This is a genomic window from Sphingomonas sp. PP-F2F-A104-K0414 (genome assembly GCF_004340945.1).
GTDB lineage: Bacteria > Pseudomonadota > Alphaproteobacteria > Sphingomonadales > Sphingomonadaceae > Sphingomonas.
This window is the reverse complement of sequence record NZ_SLYD01000009.1, coordinates 134,500-153,548: the sequence shown is the minus strand read 5'-3', so window position 1 is coordinate 153,548 and position 19,049 is coordinate 134,500. Positions and strand designations below refer to the sequence as shown.

The window sequence follows — 19,049 nt, the reverse complement described above, 5'->3', positions numbered from 1 at the left end:
TCTGCCATGGTCGCCGAGAAGGGATTACAGATGGATGTAGTGTTCGGACTTTGGGCTTACGGTGGTGCCAGCCCGGATCACGGGGGTGAGGGCAGGGGCGCGCTCGGGCAGCCCGTGGTGGGCCCCGCAGGCCTGATCGACATCCTGGAGACCTCGTGGGGGCTCGGAGGTCCGCGTAGCGCGCAGGTCGTCCGCATCGCCTCCTTCCAAGCGACGCTCGAGGGGCTTTACGGCGACTTCTTCTGGTCGCGTTCGCTCGCGATGGATCCGTGGGCCACCGCAAGGACGCTGCTCGGCTGGCGGGATGAACTGATTGGCCTCGGTTGGCTTGCCGAAATGCCCTGGACGGCTGGGCGGCTGGCCGATCTTTCGAAGGCGTCCGTGGCGGCGACTGATCTTCCGCCCGGTCTGTCGGACCGCATCGCGGCGGTGCTCGCGGCATCGAGTAGCGTCGTGGCTCCGCCCCTGGCTAGCATTCGTCTGGTCGATGGCGTCGAACTGCTGCCATCCCCCCTGCGTCGGATCGTGGAACGTCTGCGGACCCTGGGATGCGTGGTGGAGAACGTACCCACTTCTCCGGCAGCGCCATCCGGGACGTCGCTCGGGCAGCTGCAGCGCTGGATGTGCGATGGCACCGTACCGGCGTCCGGCGCCGACGGAACAGTGACGATCGCTACCTCCGCCAGCGAGCCGCTCGCAGCGGAGATACTTGGTCAGTGGTTCGCCGGAACGGATGCTGGCGACGTCGCGCTGGTCGCTCAGGACGGGGACACCGATCTCCTCGATCATGGACTGATCCGGGCAGGGCAGCCCCGTGCCGGCCGAAGCCGTCCGTCGATCCATCGGGGATCACTGCAGCTGCTGCTCCTGGCGTTCAAAGGTTCGTGGGCACCGTTCGATCCGCAGGCATTGATGGAGCTTCTGATCTTTCCCGGCTCGCCGGTAGCCCCGCGCGCCGCCGGGCGCCTCGCGTCCGTACTCGAGCAGGCCCCCGGCCGCGGCGGAGCCGACTGGACCGAGGCGTGGGAGATCATCGGTGAAGCAGAGCGTCAACGCAGCGATGGAAACGCCGGCGAGCTCGCCAGGGTGGCGACCCGGCTCGAGCGTTGGCGCGCCTGGTCGGAGCCGGACCTGGCCGACGGGGACGCCGGGATGCCGGTCGCCCAGGCCCTCGGCATCTGCGACCGAGTTACCACTTGGGCGGTTCGCCGCTTCGCCGCGACGAACGATCCCCTGTATGCGTCCACCTCCATCTTGGCCGGCGAAGTGCGCACTGCGCTCGCGTCGCTCGGCCGTGATCGTCTGCCCCGTCTGCTGATCGAGCGCGTGATCGACCAGGCGCTCGACCTTGGTCACCCGAACCCGGCGTCCCAAGCAGAGGCCGCGCGATGGCGCAGCGTTCCTCATCCGGGCGCCGTATGGGCGCCGAGGGATGCGGTCGTTTGGTGGAACTTCGTCACCACACGCGAAGGCTCCGCCCGATCGCCCTGGACGGAAGCGGAGAGGCAGGAACTACTGACGGCCGGCTGTCCAGCCGATGACGTCACCATCGCTGCACGCGCGGCCAGTGCCGCTTGGGAACGCGCGGTACTGAATGCCCGCGAGCGGATCCTGTTCGTGTCCGGGGGCCATGGCTGCGCTTCGGACGACGGCATCCATCCAATGGCGCATCGCCTGAGGCCCGCTCTGGACCGTGTGGCAACCACCGTGAGTATCGAGACCGCGCTGCGCGAACCGGAGTTTGCGCTCGGCGGCACGACGATCGGCAGACGCGCGATCGCGTCTCGGGCGCTGCCCGAAGCGCGTTTCGCGTGGACCGTTCCCGCCGGATTCGCCTCGCGGCTGAGCGAAGTCACCGAGTCCGCCTCGTCCTTGGAAAATCTCTTCTCGTGCCAGCTCATGTGGGCGCTGCAGCACGTGGGCAGGGTCCGGCCAGGGCGCGTGCGTTCGATCCCGGACGCGAATCGACTTCTCGGCAACCTCGCTCATGCCATCGCTCGGGAGGTGTTCGTGCCTGGCCATCCGCCAGTGCCGGCGGAGGCCGAGCGGCGGACCACGGAGCTCCTCGAAAAGAGCATAGACCAGATCGCGGCGCCGCTTCGTCATCCGGAGTTCGCGGAGGAGCTGAACTTCGCACGACGTCGCCTCCCGGCCGCCATGTCGGCGCTCGCTGGCTGCCTTGTGGAGAACGGCCTCACGGTGGAGGCGACGGAGCAGCAGGTGAGCGGCACCTTCGAGACGCTCCTCGCGATGCGAGGCGCAGTCGATCTGGTTGCGCGAGACCCGGCGGGTGACGCGGTGATCATCGATTTGAAGTGGACGAGGAGCGACCGGTCGCGCGTCGAGGAGGTTTCCAGCGGCCGTGCCGTCCAGCTGGCGACCTATGGCGCGATGGTATCGGGCGACCGGCCCTATCGGGCAGGATACTTCCTCCTAAACCAGAGGCAGTTTCTGACGCTCGCGGGAAATGGACTCGTCGGACGTCAGATCGAGGGCGCACGCACGTTCCCCGAAACCTGGGCGGCCATCGTCGAAGGCTGGCGGACATGGAGGACGGGCGCCGCGGGCGGGACCATCCTGGCCACCGGCGTCGAGGGCGTCGAGGATCGGACCCCCGCGGAGCTTGGCATCAAGCGCGACGTGCACTGCGAACGGTGCGACTACGCGACCCTCTGCCGAGTCAGGGGCCTCGCATGAAGGAGGATGTCATGCAGAACACCGTCGATACGATCATCGCCAGCGCAGGCACCGGCAAGACCTACCGGCTCGTGGAGGAGATTGTCGCGGAGGTGGTGAGCGGGATGGCGCCGCACCGCGTCCTTGCGACCACCTTCACCAAGAAGGCGGCGGCCGAACTGGCAGGACGCATCAGGGCGAAACTGATCGAGGATGGTCGCGCGGATCTCGCCGCCGCGATGCTTTCGGCGCGCATCGGCACCGTCAATTCGGTTTGCGGGTCGCTGATCGCCGAGTTCGCCTTCGAGCTCGGGCGCTCACCCGTGGCCGAGGTGGTCGCGGAGGATCGTCAAGGGGCCGTTTTCTCGAGGGCCGTCGGAGCCGTGATCGAGGAGAGCGGCCCGGACATCTCGCGGATCGCCGAGCGGTTCGGGCTGCCGGCCCGCAGCTACGTCGTACACGGCCGCACGGTTAGAGGCTGGCATGACGAAGTCAGGCGCGCAGTCGATCTCGCAAGGTCGAACGGGGTCGCAGCAGACCGGCTCGCATATTGTGCAGCTCGGTCTGCGGAAGGCCTCGTGGCGCTGCTGCCGAATGCGGCCCCAGGCGAAACGGGCGATGGCCTCGACGCCGCGCTGCGTACAGCGCTCGATGCGTGCCTTCTCGAGGTCGACCGCACTCGCGCCGGCCTGAAGGTGACCACTCTCTCGAAGGACGTTCCCGTAGTGGAGAAGGCGCTTCGGACACTCGAATCGGGCGACCGTCTGCCGTGGTCCGACTGGGCGCGTCTCACCAAGCTTGGGGCGACCAAAGCCGACGCCGGGCTGTTCGCGGACGTCGTGGCCGCGGCCACCGCCCATCCTCGCCACCCCGACCTGAAGGCGGACATCCGGCGGCACATCGAACTGATCTTCGACTGCGCAGCCCGATGCATGGACGCCTACGCCGAACACAAGCGTGCCCGCGGTCTGCTCGACTTCGTGGATCAGGAGATGCTTGCGCTCGAGATCATTTCGGAACCGTCCAACGCGGCGCGCCTCCGCGAGTTGATCGGTGCGGGGTTCGTGGACGAGTTCCAGGACTCCAGTCCCATCCAGATCGCCATATTCACGGCGCTCTCGCGCATCGCCGATCGCAATCTCTGGGTCGGCGATCCCAAACAGTCGATCTACGGCTTCCGAGACGCCGATCCTGCACTGACCACCGCCGCCGCCGCCGCGATCACGGAGAGGTCGGGTGGTCGGGTTTCCTATCTGCGTCGATCCTACCGGAGTCGGCCGCAGCTGGCCGACTTCGTCAATGCCGCGATCGCGCCGAACATGCTTCGGGTCGGCATGGTGGAACAGGAGATCTGCTTCGACGGGTGCGCCAGGCTCGAAGACGTTACGGCGCCAGCCGCGCTCTCCTTCTGGCCGATGACGGGAAAGAAGAAGGAAGACCGCACCTCGATGCTCGCTGGCAGGATCGCGGGTTTGCTCGGCGATCGGCAAGCCTGGCCGGTCAGCGATCGCGATGGCGCGACGCGCGAAGCCCGCGGAGGTGACATCGCCGTATTGTGTCGCGGCAACGCGCAGGTCGGTGATCTGGCGGCCGCGCTGTCGGTCCACGGCATCCGGGTCGCAGTCGAACGCGCAGGCTTGCTTGATCAACCGGAGATCGAGTTCACCTTGGCGGCGTTTCGCTGGATCGCGGACGCCAGCGACACCTTGGCTCTCGCTGAGCTGGCGCGCTTGGCGTCCGACGACGACGGATGGTTCGCGGCCGTGTTCGAAACGGACGCTCGCGCCGGTCTGCTTGCTGGCCTTCCGTTCGCCGATGGCTTTGCGGCGATCCGCGAGCGTGCACCCCAACTGACGCCTGCCGAAGTCTTCGACGCGCTTCTTCACGCCGACGCTGTGCTCGACACGATCTTGCGTTGGGGAGAAGCCGAGCAGCGCCTGCAGAACCTCGAGGCGTTGCGAGGGCTGGTCGAAGGCTATCAGGAGGAGCAGCGCGTCGAGCGGCAGGCCGCCACGCTGGCCGGGGCCTGCGCCTGGATCACAGGGCGAGATGACGCCCGTCAGCCGGAGAGCCGCCATCCGGACTCCGTCAACGTCATGACATATCACGGCGCCAAGGGGCTGGAATGGCCGATCGTCGTCCTCACGGAACTCGACGCCTCCGCGCGAGGCTCGCCGTTCGGGCTGATCGCGGAGGACGAGGCCGAACCGGACTGGAGTTCCCCGCTTGCCGGACGCGTGCTTCGTTACTGGCCATGGCCGTATGGCGAGCAGCAGAAGGACGTCGGTCTGGACGTGACCGCGCCAGCAAGTCGAGAAGGCCTCGAGGCGATCGCCGCCGAACGGCTCGAGCGCACCCGGCTGCTCTACGTCGGTATGACCCGCGCGCGTGATCATCTTGCATTCGCCACGACGGGGGGAGCGCTGCCGTGGCTCGACGAGCTTCAGGACGATGCAGGGCTGCCGCTCGTATCGGCTTCGGGGGCGACGGTCAGGGTCGCAGACGTTGGTTTCGACGCGCGGTCCTGCCCCGAGTCGGTCGAGGCCACCGAGGCCGATGGCGATCGGACCATCGAGTACGGCCGCCCCCTGGTGGACCACGTCACTCATCCACCGCTGCGCCTCCGACCGAGCGATGCGGTCCTGCAGGACGCCGACGTGGTGATCGCTACGACCGACGGCCTCGGCGCGCGGATCCCGCTCGTCGGCACTCCCGATCTGCAGTTGGTCGGTGAGGCGATCCATCGTTTCCTGGCGGCGGACTGCGCCGATGCAAGCGTCGGTGCACGCATGACCAGCGCGAAGGCGATGCTGGATCGCTGGAACGTGCCTTACATGACGCCGACGGACCTCGTGACCATCGCCGACCGTCTCCACGCGTTCGTCGGAACGCGCTTCCCGGGAGCGACAGTGCTCCGAGAGTGGCCCGTCCACGCCGAGGACGGGCTTCAGGTACTCTCTGGGCGGCTTGATCTGCTCGTCGATCTCGGCGATGGATACGCGATCATCGACCACAAGAGCTTCCCGGGCTCAATGGAGATCGACGAGGGGCGCCTGCGTGCGTTCGCGGGGCAGGTGTCGGTATATGCCCGTGCTCTGAAGCGCGTCACGGGTAGAGCGCGGTTTGAATACTGGGTGCATCAGCCGATCGCTGCGAAGATGACGCGGATCGATACGAGTTGATGCGAAAGGGCCGTCTTAATGAGACTGCATGGTTTCGGTGACCAATTCCGGCCTCGTGTGCGACAGCACAACTGCTAGATCTGCAAGCGAGGTGGTCCGATTGCCGCCAATCGGTACCGCGTCGACGCTTATCCACGCTATCTCGGGACGATATGTTTGGAACTCATGTCAGGATCGGCTCTTTGAGTCAGGATCGATGGCCGCGACGAGCGTGTGCCACTTTACTTCCTTGCTTGCGGCGGCGAGCCGGTCCCAGTTCAGAAACGACCAGTTCAGGCGATGAAGTTCCCGGTTGAGCACGGTCAAACGAACGCCTTGGCCGTATTTGCCGCCGACGGTCGTCGGCGCATGGCCGCATATCTGATCGACGATCCGCTCGAGAATGCCTGCCTCGAGAGCGAGATCCTTAAATCCATGCCGAAAGCTGTGGAAGACGAGCCTGGCATCTCTTGAGACGCAGCGATCGATGATCCGATTGGCGATTCGCGACGCTTCCTTCGTCCGCTTGCCGAACTGGTTCGATACGAGGTCCGGGAACAAGCGGGTATGACCTGCCACGACCAACGCCTTCAGATAACGATCGAAGCCTAGGCGGAGTAGATTCGAATGGATCGGCACGAGCCTTCTCGAGGTCGCGGTCTTGATCGATTTGTCTTCGTCATGGGTCGCCGCGTAATCATCAATGTCGATGTACGTGATGGCGTCGTCAGTCTTGACGTCCGCGACCATGGCCTGGCCGATCTCCTCAAGACGCGCTCCAGTCGTCAGTCCCAGAAGAAACAGCCAGTAGAGCGTCATGTCGCCCGCGGCACGATCCTGTTTCCACGTCAGTGGTGCCATGAACAGGCGGCTGGTGAACAACAGGCGAAGCTCGTCCTCCTGAAATGTTTGCCGCGATACCGTTCCACTTTTCGAGTAGCCCACGACGGGAACGTCACGGCCCTCGTTGCGGCTGATCCACTTCTGGCCTTTGGCGAAGCTCAGCAGGGCCTGAATGCCACCGATGCGCTTCTTCAGCGTCGGGGCCCCAATGCGCGCCGCTTCCGAATGGCGATGACGATCAAGCCGCTCGGTGAACGAAAGGGCGCGATCAGCCTTGGGCATGGTCGCGGGCAGGTGGCGAGCCTCGTCGCGATAGTCGAGAAGGTCGTTCTGCTCGATGTCCTCCACCGGGATGTCCCCTAGGAAATCCACGAAGTCCCGGGCAGCTCCCTCGTACTCGTGTGCGGTCTGCAACGTCGGCTGCATCACGAGCTTCCAGTTTTCGAAGAGCTCCATCATTCGTAGATCGGGGCGGAGTCGACCGGGTGCGGTCCGGCGTTTTCGCGTGTTCGGGACTTCGACGGGCGTGCTATTGAGATAGGCCACAGCCTCGTCTGCGATGGGCGCGGGCAGGTCCTGGCATTCCATGCCGTTGTGACGCGCCACCTGTTCGAGCAGACGTTCGATCTGCTTGGCCTTTGCCTGGGGGCGAAATGCATCGTCGTTCCAACGCCAGATCGATCCTGGGGCATGCCCCTGTGGCGGCTGTCGCGTACCGCCATGGTCGCGAAACATCGCGGCGTTGTTGGAAAGCGCCCACCACTGATCGGCATCCGACGCCGCGACCGGGGAGCACCCCGTGGGCGTCATGTTCCAGAGTCCGCGATCGATCTCCAGACGAGCCAGCAGAAGGCGTTCTGTCCCGTTCAAACCGCCTGCACCGCGCTCAGGACCTTGGAAGTATGCCGCGATCATGTCGCCGGCTTGATCGCGCTGCGATGGAAGCGGCTCGCCGGTTGACCTGATCCGACCCCGGATCTCCTCGAACTGCTGCTCCAACGCCGCGTTGGCCTGCAGGAACAGGATGTTGGCTTCAGCCGCGCTCTTCGTGCCCAGTGACACCTTCCACAGCGCCTTCCCGTCGAAGGCTGGACGAAGCTTCGCGGGTATCTGTCGACGCAGATAGTAGAAGCCGGTGGCCGGGTGTTTCCAGGGTGTCGCCATGAGTGCCATTTCGGTGCTCGCTGTACCAGGTTGCTGTACCAGCGAAGAGCAAAGAATGGCTTAACCGCACGTTTCCGCCACGAAGGTGGTGGTTGGTGACCCCTACGAGAGGGGTCCAAGGGTAGGAAAAATGGCGGAAAACCGTCATTTTCTGTACCCATCGCGGAGGTCTCTGTACCCATGTTCTGTACACACCGGAGCGATTGGCCGCCCGGTTTCGTCTCGTAGATTCTGATCGTTCGGCCACCGTCAGTCAACGGGTGCGGGACGGCTGCACGGAGGACCGGCAGCCGTCCGGCGGTATCTCCGTGGTATGAAGGCCGCTTCCGCCCATCACGCCGACGTCAGTTCTCCGGGCGCGACCGGTGCCGGCGTCGGCCGGAATGAGCCAGCGCACGATTATGCACGTCCTCGGTCATGAGTGGTCGAACCGCCGTGTCCTGCGGTCGGCGGAACTGAGTCGGGTCACCGAGTAGCGCACGTCGCTGAAGGCCTCGGATGCTCACTTGTTCGCCGTTCCATACTCGCGGCTTTTGCCGATCACGGAGAACCGCTAGCAGCGACCGATGTGGAAGGTGCGCGACACTATGTCTGATGTGGCCGTCTGGTCGGCGTCGTTGGGGGCTGCCGCTTGACCGGTATCGCCGCCAATCCGGCTCGGCAGGCGCATGACGCGGTCCGCGGCTACGTGTTCCAGGTGCTGCGGTGCGTCGATGCATGGCTGCATCTCCTAGACGGTGAGGAGATCTTCATGGAGGGCGGCGAGGATCTGGATTTGATATCCGGCTGCTCCGCGACGCTAGACCAGATCAAGGACACGGTAGGCTCGGGAAATATCTCCCTCCGCACGTCGTCTGTCATCGATACGATCAACAATCACTGGGCCCATGTGGAGGCGAACCCCACACGGACGGTGCGCACTCGGTACGTGACGACCTCTCAGATCGGGTTCGAAAGGGACCATCCGTTCGGCGAATTGCCCGGGCTCGCTCTATGGAATTCCACAGGCCATACCCCGAACGCGACATCGTTGGAGGCGGCCGGTCGGCTCGTGGCGTTCATACTGAAGGAATTGAAACCGTCGGTATCTCTCCACTCGTTTCTGACCAGCGCGAATCCGGAAGTGCATCTGGCGCGCCTTATAGGACCGATGACGTGGATGGCCGGCCAGGAAGACTGCGACAGTCTGGTTCGGCGCATCAAGGATCGCCTGGTCGAGCATGGAGCCGCGTCATCGGTAGCTCCAACGGATGCGGAGCAGGCATTCGATAAACTCTATGTCGCGGCGTTTGACGCCGCAAGAACCAGAGGCGCGCCCGCGCTCACCAGGGGCGGCTTTCTAAGGCTTTTCGCCGAGGCGACCACCATTCAGCTACCGAAGCAGGATCTGGCCGCCCTCATTGCGGCCGCCCGCAGGCCTTCTGATGATTCCCAGCTCGTCGAGGCGGGTATGGTCGTGTTGGAGGCGGCCCCGCCGATACTTCCCCGCTATTTCCAGAGGATCGCTCTCGAACATCGCCTTCGGACCGCCCTGTCGAGTGGGGTGGCGCTCCTTCACGGGGCGACGGGAACGGGCAAGACCATGATGGCGGCCAGCGCGATGCGTGGTGAGGCGACCGCGTGGTTGGCGTTGCGCGATCTGGCACCCGAGGAGGCGAAGCGGCGGCTCATGCAAGCCCGCACTCAGCTGCAGCGGCGGGGCAGGGCGCTGACCATCGTCCTCGACGATATCGACACGCATGGCGACCCACGCCTGATCGAGAGCGCGCTCGCCGCCATTGCCGCCACGCAGAGGGAGCTTGGGGGAGCGATCCTCCTGACCTCGGACCGCGAACTGCCGCCGCGACTGTCGGAGAGCTTGGGTCTAATTCGGGACGCCGAACTGCTGATGCCGCCGTTCGACGAGGCCGAAACGGAAGGCTTTCTCGCCCAGGAAGGTTGCCCTGCGGGTTTGCGCACGGGTTGGACGAACATACTCACGCTCACTTCGCTCGGTCATCCGCAGCTTCTATACGCGAGGGTGGCGGAGATCAGGGCACAGGGCTTCCCGCTGCCTAGGCCCAGCGAGATCGTAGCTCCGAGTAGGGACAGCGATCGCGTCCGCACGGAGGCTCGGCGCATAATCGCTCGAATGCCCGACGAGGCGAAGGAACTGCTTTACCGCGCGAGCCTCGTCAGCACGCGCATGTCCCGCAACCGGCTGATGGCGCTCGCAAGACTCGAGACCGCATTGATCGAGCCGGGCGAGGCCGTTGACCGCATCGCCGGACCCTGGCTTGAGCAGATGGACACGGATGAATTCCGCGTTTCTCCGCTGGTTCGGGATGCTGCCGAGCAGGCGCGTGGGAGGGAATGGACGAAGGCCACGCATGCGAAGGTGGCGTGGATATTCCTCATGGATGCGAAGCTGACGCCGTTCGACGTAGCCGCAGTGATGGGCCACTGCCTGCAGGGCGGCTCCGCCGGACCCCTTGCGTATCTTCTACCCAGTCTTTTCGCGAAGTCGGACGAGGTCTGGCAGAGCATCGGTGAGGTTTGCGGCCTGTATGCCGCGTTCGCGACGAGTTCCGGAGATCGGCTTCCATTTGAGCGCCCGTTGGACGCTTTCCTCTTCAGGATATTCCAGTACCGCATCGCAGCGGCGGTGAACGCGGATCTCGCCATGCACGTGGCAGAGCGCTTTGATGCCGAGAGCACGGCTGCGGCCGGCGATGACAGTACGCTCTACTTCAGGTTCGTCTTTCATATGCAGATCCTCAAGCAGGTCGAGGTGGCCTATCCGATCCCCGCGCTGGTCACCCGCGCGCTGGAGTTCCGAAGGGTGTCGCGGGAATTGCAGCAGTCCAGCTTGGGTGAAAGCTTGCGCGCTGGACTGTCTTCCAATGACGTCGAACTTACATCATCGGCCGCCCTCGGTGACTTCGTCAGCTTCGCCTTGCTGTCGCGCGTACAGGGCACGTCGGATCTCGAGCAGTTGCTTGACGTCGTCGAGCAACTGCCATTCGCGGAGAGGCTAGAGATCACCGGTGCGCTTGTCGGCATACCGGAGCAGGCCGAGCATATCGCCGAGCGTCTGTGGCTTGAGCGTCATTCGTCCAAGGACCCTCGATGGGAGGATTTGCGCGAACTGTTTCATCGTGCGGTCGAGTTCGGCATCGCCGCTTCGATACCCGCTCTATCAGAAGCCTTCTCGGTCGTGCTCGTGCGGATGGTGGACGAGCAGCTTGCTGCGCCCTTGGAAGCGGTGAGATTGGCGGACTCGCTTCTGGCACGGCTTGGTTCGCTGGCGACTTTGAAAGCGGCTAAAGCTCGTGCGCTAAGTCATGCGGGGGACGCGCCCGGCGCTGTATCGATCTGGAGGAAGGTCCTCCCCGATTGGTTGACGAAGCGTGGCAAATTGGAAGCGGCCTTCGCCCACCGGGACGGCGCGATCGCAGCTGCCAAGGCCGGAGAGTGGTCGCTCAGTGCGGAGTGGTTCAAAGCGGCAATGCCGCTCGGCGCGGACTGTTCGAACGAGTCCTTTGTGGTTGGTCTCGCGACGGACGGAGCGTTAGCACGCTTCCTTGGCGGTGACGTCGTCTCGGGAGTGATCGGGTTGGAAAGCACTCTCGACCTGTTGGTTCAAATGGACGGGGGTGGCGAGAAGGAGCCGTGGCTTTCCCTGAGAAGGCGGCTAGCGGGTGCTCTGGGCCTGATGGCCGAGCGTGGCCCCCCGCGAGACGGGACGCTCGGGAACGTGGTGGGGATGTGCAGCAACATCGAGCCGTTCGAGACGGGAACGGGCGTCGCCCCGCCGCTGGATCTAATGACTCTCGATCTCGTGGATGCGGCGTTGGCGGTGGGGGACGTTAGGGCCATCGGCGGTCGCCACATCGAGCGGTTGCGAGCGACCCGCTATGCCTCCCTCCGGTTGATCGTGCCGTCGACACTGATGCGCGTTGCCCGTGAGACCGAAGACTACGGTCTGCTCGTCCGGGATTCGTTGATGCAGGCTGATGCGCTTACCGAACGCGCGGGTGTCGGTTCCCAGCGTGGAGATGCACTGCGCCTCAGCGATGGCCTGGAACGTCCGTGGACTGACGGACTGGTTGACATGGCACTCGCCCAGATGTGCGCCGCCGTCTATGATCTGGCGGCCAAGGACCGACTGGACGAGATGCCGCTGGAGCGCTGGCGGCAGTACGCGTGCGCCCATTCGCAGGCCAGTGGCATCGTGGCGTTCGTAGATTTCCTTGACGATCTATTCGTGCGCGGAAAGGTCGACCCCTGGCGTCTAATGGTTGAGGGACGCGCGAAAACATGGGCCGAGCAATGCGCTGCGGCGCTCGCGTCCGCCCTCTGGCAGCCGCTCTCGTCGTCGCAGCTGATTCAGTGCCACGCGATGTTTGCCCAGTACCTCAATCAGCCCCACGTCATGGCATTGGGAGCGGAGCCGGTCGTGACGCTTGTGACGAGGCAATGGGGTGCGAAAGCAGGTCTTCGACGGCGAGGACCGTCCACCGAGGCGCTGTCCGATGACGTGGTGATGGTGCTCAAGACTGGCGGTCGGGGGTGGGAGCATACGAAACGGCTGCTCGGCGCGGTCGTCGCGATGCTCGGACTCGAACCTGATGATCAGACGAGGATGCAAATCGAGGCCATCGCCGTCGATACGTAGCGGGGCGGCTCCGCGCGGAACGGCCAGGTGTCGGCGAAGGCCTGTTGATCCGATGGCGAACATCGGGCTAGCTGGCTCGTACGCGGCAACTACCCGCTCGCGCGAATGGGGACTCTACGCCAATGCCCGAGTTCGAAACAGCGGAACTGGAGCGGATGGTCGCCGCCGGCGGGATCGGCGGTATCACCATAGATACGAGCGTCTTTGACCGGTTCTCGTGCAATCTTGATTCCCCATCATTGACCGCGATGGAGCAGTTCGTCGGTTCGCCGGTCCGCTTCCTTCTGACTGATGTGGTCCTTGGTGAGATCCGATCGCATATGATCCGCGACGCCGAGAAGGCGAATGCGTCGCTCGAAGCGGCGCTCCGGGAGCTCGTCCGCTTCAGACGTCCGGACGCGAAGGCGGTGTCGTGCGTGCCTAATGCGCTTGCCGTCGACGGAAGTACCGTCGACGAGGTGGAGACGCGGATTGCCGCCTACCTTGATGACATGGAGGTCGAGCGGCTTACTGCCGGTGCGCTCGTCGACATCGATGGTTTACTGGTAAGCTATTTCGCGACGCTTCCGCCGTTCGAGACAGGCAAGGGGAAGAAGGCGGAATTCCCAGATGCGATCGCTCTTCTGGAGCTCGAGCAATGGGGCGAGCGTAACGGAAGGCATGTTCTGGCGGTTGCAGCCGATTCAGGCTGGTCGGATTTCGCTCGGGAAGCGAAATGGGTGATCGTGACGGACGCCCTGCCGACGGCACTTGGACTTTTCCACCAAGCGGAGACGCACAATGTTGAGCGGGCCACGTCGCTTTTCGCAGAGAAGGGCAGAATGGCCCATGTCGAGCTGGCGTCGACGCTTAACCGCTATGTGGATAGCATAAACCCCGAGGTGCAGGCGCAGTCCTATCTGTTCCACGACGTGGATCTCGAAGGCTTCGCTTTGAAGGATTGGGAGCCGCCGGCCGCCGCCGATGTCGCGGTCATCGCCTCCGACGAAACGTCGTTGACGCTGTCCTTCGTGGTCGCGAGCACTGTGGAGGCCGAGGCGAGCTTCTCGTTCTCAATCAGGGATTCCTGGGATGGCGATCAGATTGCCATCGGCGGTGCGACGGTCATTCGCGACATCCCTCTGGACGTGGCGGTTGTCGCACGGGTGTCTCGGCATGGCGGCGCGGACGAGGCTATCGTCGAGATAGCGACCGAGGGGGCCCGCTACGTTACCTTCGATTTTGGTGCGGTCGAGCCGGACCACGAGACCGATTAAGCCTTCGAATCGGGAGCACCGGCTGCGCGGGCTGAGGCCTGACGCACGGCGGCATGTCCGCAGTTTAACTCTATAGTGAAGGACGAAAGCTTCCTGCTCGGCTTTCTAGATGTTAAAAGCAGCAATTGCGTTCATCATTTTCCCCGAGCCTAATGTACTTCGATTCGGACCGGATTCAAAAGACATGATGCGATACATTGCTCCGCTTTTGAGCGGCACGCTACTTGGCGCTCCTGCCAAAGCGGATCAGTTTCCTCCTCCCGGATGGTCTCGGATCAGTGACGTCCATGGATCGTCACTTGAGATACCGACCGCCCTTTTGAAGCGCAAACGCGATCCCCGATCTCTCGTGTTCGTGAGCAACGATGCCGCACGAATCACGTTCGAGACGATAACCGAACCCCGACCTGGCTTTCCAGGGAACGATCCCGAGGGCGACATGTCGCTGAAGCGATCCGACTGTACCGCCTGGCCTCCATCATACCGGGTCTTGAAGGACAGCCTTGCGGCCTATTCGTGTGTCAGGGGGGCTACGGTCGTATACTATGTCGCCCGCTACAGCCGATCGGGCAGCATCGTGCTCCACGCGGAATATCCTAGAGCGCACAACGGCGTTTGGGACAGGGTCGTCGCTCGGATCTCGGCCTCGATGAGGCAGGTAGGCCGTCAGGAACTTGGGCCCGGGTAGGCGTCCCCTGAACCGTATAAACAACCGAATGCGCGTTCGGGCTGGCGGACGGGACGGCGCTGCCGTTTTACTCGGTTTCAATCAGCTGGTATTTAGTCGAGTGGATGCGCTTTCCGGACAGACTGCTCGATCTTCTCATCGACCATGACGCGTTCCGCGTTTGTCGCCTCATGCCCAGGCGGGAATTCGTCAGGTACTGCAAGGCGCGCAACGTCGAAGTCGATGTGGATCGTCTCCGCCATTTCGAACGGATAGGCGTCTTTCGACCGCTTCTCCGAGCGTTCCGCCCCGAAGTTACCTACAGGATCGAGGGCGACGAGAGCGGCTGGCGATACGCTGGCACAGTGAGCGACGGAGAGGACTGGTCCGGCGAGACGCGTACCGAAATCCTCGAATTCGACCCTCGGACGGCACGTGCACGCGAGTGGAGGGCGGGGGGTCTGCTCTGGGTGCCGGGACAGGGTGAGTGGTTGCACGAAGACACCATTGACACCAAGCCGATGCAACATGAGGCGTATTTCTCAAGATTTCAGCTTCTTCCGCTCGACCACGTCGCGACGATGTTAACCATGAAGGTACACCTCGAATGGGCGACCGCGCCGGATGGGACGCCCAACTCCAAGTGGAGCCCGCGCCTCCGGAACAACGCCGCTACCTGGGGCCGGAAGGCGGCAGCGGCACTGCGCGGTCCTCGGGACGAGGACGTGATCGCAGTGTTGTTCCAGCTGATAGCCAACCGGTTCTACTACAAAACGCAGAGTGACGGCCGTCAGATGACCATCGGCCAGTTTCCTGACTGGGAGTGGGGTGATTACGTCCGGGCATGGCGAGCGGAACCGTTCACCGCCGGCATCCAGCTCGAGGAGAACAGGTCGCGCCAGTTCTTCGAGTGGCTCGACATCCGATGGACGCACATCGATCCGGTATCGCGTTGGTACAACCTCGCCAGATTCGTGCGCATCGACAAGCGCGAGCTTTTGAAGGGCGATGCCCTGCGCGGTTTGGCGATGCGCGAGATGACACAGATGCTCCGACTTTTTCACAAGGAGGCGTTCGGAAAGGATCTGCGACCTCTTGGCGAGGTCGGTGTCCATGTCATCAAGCGCATACCCGACGTCGATCCCGAGCTCGATCCGATGCGCGCTCTCGAACTCAGCGCCAACGACTACGGCGTCAACGGAAAGCCACAGCTCGTCCTGTTCGTGGAAGGAGAGACCGAGCAGACCGTACTGCCCGTGATCTTCGAGAGGTTATGGGGAGCACCCGCGTCGCGATACGGGATCGAGATATCCAGTCTCGGCGGCGTGGACAACGCGGCTGGAGGTAAGGAAGCTCCCTTCAGCGCCTTGTGGCGTTTGGTGGATTATCTTCATCACCACCAGACGCTCGCATTCGTTCTCCTCGATGACGAAGGGTTCGCCACACGAAATGTCCGCGATGGTTTGCGCAAGGCGAACTCCGTGCATTCGGCCGAGCGGAAGGCGACCCGTCGTGATCACATCAAGGTATGGAAGACGTCCTTCGAACTGGAGAATTTCAGCGACACCGAAATCGCACTTGCCCTGAACCGGATGGCTGCCCGCAAGGCGTTCGCTCGCGCGGATGTCGCCGCCTGCCGGGCGGCGGCCGTCATTGGTCCCGTGAAAGGACGGAGAATGCTTACGATCGATCGGATGTTCGAGGAACGCATGGGTGTCGCACTCGACAAGCCGGGACTCGGACTCGTCCTTGCCGACGTAATGCTTGATCCGTCGACGCGTCGCCGACCGTCCAGCCGCCCGATCACGAGGTTTCTAGTCCGCGTCGCGCAGAAGGCCTCGGGCAACTTCCAGCCGGTGACGCAGGCTGACTGGGAGACCAACCAGCGTTCCGGCTATCTTGGAGCGTTGCAACCGGCGGCGAAACTTGATCGTCGACGCCGTCAGGATGGGCGCCGACGGCGGCAACGTCGCGCGCCCGACGATTAGATCCCGAGCGCGGTGCGCAGATCGACGATCGAGACCCGTCCTGCGAGGATCGCGTCCTCGTGCCCGGAGATCGGCGAGAACGGCATGAGGTCCGGCATCACGAAGGGGCGGCCTTCAAGATGTAGGATCAGAGATTCGCATAGGCTGACGATGTTGATCCATCGATGCGCGAACGAATACAGGAGCGCTACCCGATCGGCTGGAAGGTCGTAGGGGCCCGAGTTTCGGCCAAGCATTCTGGGTGTGCTTTCCCCGAGGACCGACAGATTCGAGGACGTGCTGAGATCGTTGAAGAGCCGAATTTCCGACCACAATTTGGAAAGCGCCTCGTATGCGGCGCTTTGGACATAGGCGCCCTTGTCGACGTCGTAGGCCATGAAGATCGTCGAAGTCAGCGCGCCGTCGACGACGACGGTTTCGAACCGTGTTCCAAGCGCCGAGTAGAAGACCGAGGCGAACTCGTTCCATGCCGTCAAATCGACTTTGAGCAGCCCGCTGTCCCGTATCGCGACCGTTATGGGATGAGCCGCCAGCCCTTTCTTTAGTGGTATGCGCGGATCCACGATCCCGGACGTTCCGTTTTCGAGGAGGCTGCTCATGATGATGAGCGGTTCGCCCTGCAGAGCTGTCCTGTAAGCAGCATCCTCGGAGGTGAGCCCTGTGAAGGCGAGAGGCTGAAGGACGTCATTGATGTCACGAAAATCCCGGAATTGGTGGATCCAGTTGCCCGTTGGTTTGGTGGCACCGGTCGCGACCGCCCGACCGGTCTCCAGGTTCCGGCCGACCTCGGCGATGAAGCCACTGACGAAGTCTGGGTCGTTTGCGAACTTGCTGGGAGCTGACGCGATCGCCTTCCGCTCATCCTGCAAGACGGCTGAGTCGATCAGAAAGTTCGCTAGTTCCGTACGATCCTCCTTCAGCTGCCATATTTCGCTGCGGACGAACGTCACCAGCTTGGTCCGGCCCTGACGGTGGAGTTCGTAGGCCTTCCGGTATTCCTGACGGGTGATGCTGACACGCCTTTGCTTATCATACCAACCGCCGACCCGTGCTCCGATCAGCAGAACGAAATAGTCGGCCTGCTCGATGTTGGTGAGGCAGGCGTCGTAGCTGTGCTGGTCGAGGTTGCCTCCAAAATCATTGAATTCCGATGCTAGGACGCGGCAACCACGTGCCGCAAGGCTCGACTTTATCGCTCCGCGCAGATCACGAAAATCGTAGATGGTTGAGGAGAGTAAGAACGTCGGGCGATGCGCCATGGAGTAGACGCTCTGATCGACTGATTAAAATAGTATATTTAAAATGTTGCAGATCAATAGATTTGCACTGTCCACCGATGATCTACGCAACGCGACAGGGTATCGGCTCGATAGCGGTCACCGATCAGCTTGACGACTTCGTCTGAGACGGGGGGGCGGGTGTCCAAATGTAGATAGCGGGCATTAAAGTCCGCAATTTCTACCAGAGATTCCCAGTCGGGAATGGTTACGCCTTTTTTGTTATGTTCGATCAGGCCATCTCGAACTAAAGTCTTCAGCATTCTGTTGATATGGACTACCGTCAGACCCAGCGCGTCACCCAATTGTTCCTGCGTCATAGGCAGTTCGAACGGCTGCCCGGAAGTCGCACCCGTCCTGCCGAGCCGCGCGGCCAGTTCGCACAGGAAATGCGCGATCCGTGTACGAGCATCGCGACGGCCAATATTGAGCAGCCATTCGCGGGAAATTGCCAGCTCGAACAGAACGATGGCAACGATGGCTTGGGCAACGGAAGGGCGATCAGCTGCGAACTCGCGTAATTCAACACGCGGGATGCTCACGACTACGCAGTGCGTCAAGGTTTGGACGTTGTGATCTGCTGTTTCGATATACAGCTGCTGAAGGTCGATAAGGTCGCCCGGAACGTGGATCGATACGATCTGCCGAAGGCCTTCCCCACTGATCTTGTGCCGGCAGGCGACGCCTGAAATGAGCATCCTACAATGTTCCGGTGTATCTCCTTCTCGGACGAGGTAGCTACCGGCCTCGAAGCGCCGGGTCGCATATGGCAGTTCGAGCAATCCCGCACGATCCTCGTTGGAGATCGTCGCATGCCTTGCAAGATTGTCGACCAGTGCAACTAGCGGACTGACATTGGTTTCGTTCATGACATGTCCCGTGCGTGTTCGGCAGCATTCCATGCCTCGCTGCCCAGGTCGGGCTCCGAAAGCTGGTACTAACCTATGTCAGGGTCGTTGGTTAGGTGCGACGGCTCCATCGACGATAACTCGACACGGCATCAGCATACGCCTTTAAGGCGGTCACCATGCGCCAGGCGTGCGCCTAGCTTCGCGTTACAGCCGGGCAAGCCCGTAGTGCGATCCGTAGATGGCAGGCGATTATCGAGCAGCCCATCGAGCGAGCTCTCACCGATCGGCACCGATGCTGCATCGCGATAACCGCGATGGTGCGCCGGGGCATTATCTGCCCGTGTACGCGACCGACACAGGGGGGGGGAATGTTTCCGTATCCCATGATCAATGTTAGTAATTGTCGTAGGGAGATTGGTTTGGAGGGTCGCACTTCGCCATTGTCACGGACCGGGGCTTGAACCGTTAAGGGTGAAGTTGGTCGCGGGCAATAAGGCCAGAGCCCGTTC

General features: G+C 62.9%; 8 protein-coding genes. 5 read left to right on the top strand and 3 right to left on the bottom strand.

All coding sequences use genetic code 11. The annotated features are described in order from the left end of the window. The first annotated feature begins 6 nt into the window (after nucleotides 1–6). Entirely contained in the window at nucleotides 7–2,697 is a 2,691-nt protein-coding gene (locus C8J46_RS18550) for a PD-(D/E)XK nuclease family protein (protein ID WP_132742182.1), read from the top strand. Between the two features lie 11 nt (nucleotides 2,698–2,708). Continuing rightward, on the top strand, nucleotides 2,709–5,858 hold the full coding sequence (locus tag C8J46_RS18545) for a UvrD-helicase domain-containing protein (RefSeq protein ID WP_165886651.1): 3,150 nt from the start codon (nucleotides 2,709–2,711) through the stop codon (nucleotides 5,856–5,858). 168 nt (nucleotides 5,859–6,026) lie between these two features. Here the strand turns inward: C8J46_RS18545 and C8J46_RS18540 are convergent, their stop codons facing one another. Beyond that, on the bottom strand, nucleotides 6,027–7,853 hold the full coding sequence (locus tag C8J46_RS18540) for a site-specific integrase (protein WP_243643503.1): 1,827 nt from the start codon (nucleotides 7,851–7,853) through the stop codon (nucleotides 6,027–6,029). Between the two features lie 622 nt (nucleotides 7,854–8,475). Between C8J46_RS18540 and C8J46_RS18535 the strand changes: the two genes are divergently transcribed. The 3 genes from C8J46_RS18535 (at nucleotide 8,476) to C8J46_RS18525 (ending at nucleotide 16,412) form a co-directional block, all read left to right on the top strand. Further along, nucleotides 8,476–12,501 carry a hypothetical protein gene (locus tag C8J46_RS18535; RefSeq protein WP_132742180.1) on the top strand — a complete coding sequence of 1,342 codons (4,026 nt, stop codon included), beginning with the start codon at nucleotides 8,476–8,478 and terminating at the stop codon, nucleotides 12,499–12,501. Nucleotides 12,502–12,623: 122 nt separating this feature from the next. Further along, on the top strand, nucleotides 12,624–13,757 hold the full coding sequence (locus C8J46_RS18530) for a PIN domain-containing protein (RefSeq protein WP_132742179.1): 1,134 nt from the start codon (nucleotides 12,624–12,626) through the stop codon (nucleotides 13,755–13,757). A 792-nt stretch (nucleotides 13,758–14,549) separates the two neighbouring features. Continuing rightward, the gene (locus C8J46_RS18525) at nucleotides 14,550–16,412 is read left to right on the top strand and encodes a TOPRIM nucleotidyl transferase/hydrolase domain-containing protein (protein ID WP_132742178.1); all 1,863 of its coding nucleotides are present in this window, start codon (nucleotides 14,550–14,552) and stop codon (nucleotides 16,410–16,412) included. On the opposite strand, the gene C8J46_RS18520 is transcribed toward C8J46_RS18525, so the two are convergent. Together C8J46_RS18520 and C8J46_RS18515 are read right to left on the bottom strand one after the other, a co-directional pair. Next, the gene (locus C8J46_RS18520; RefSeq protein ID WP_132742177.1) at nucleotides 16,409–17,671 is read right to left on the bottom strand and encodes a DUF4062 domain-containing protein; all 1,263 of its coding nucleotides are present in this window, start codon (nucleotides 17,669–17,671) and stop codon (nucleotides 16,409–16,411) included. The two genes, C8J46_RS18525 and C8J46_RS18520, sit on opposite strands and share 4 nt — an antisense overlap. Nucleotides 17,672–17,724: 53 nt before the next feature. Continuing rightward, on the bottom strand, nucleotides 17,725–18,558 hold the full coding sequence (locus C8J46_RS18515) for a Crp/Fnr family transcriptional regulator (RefSeq protein ID WP_132742176.1): 834 nt from the start codon (nucleotides 18,556–18,558) through the stop codon (nucleotides 17,725–17,727). Nucleotides 18,559–19,049 lie beyond the last annotated feature (491 nt).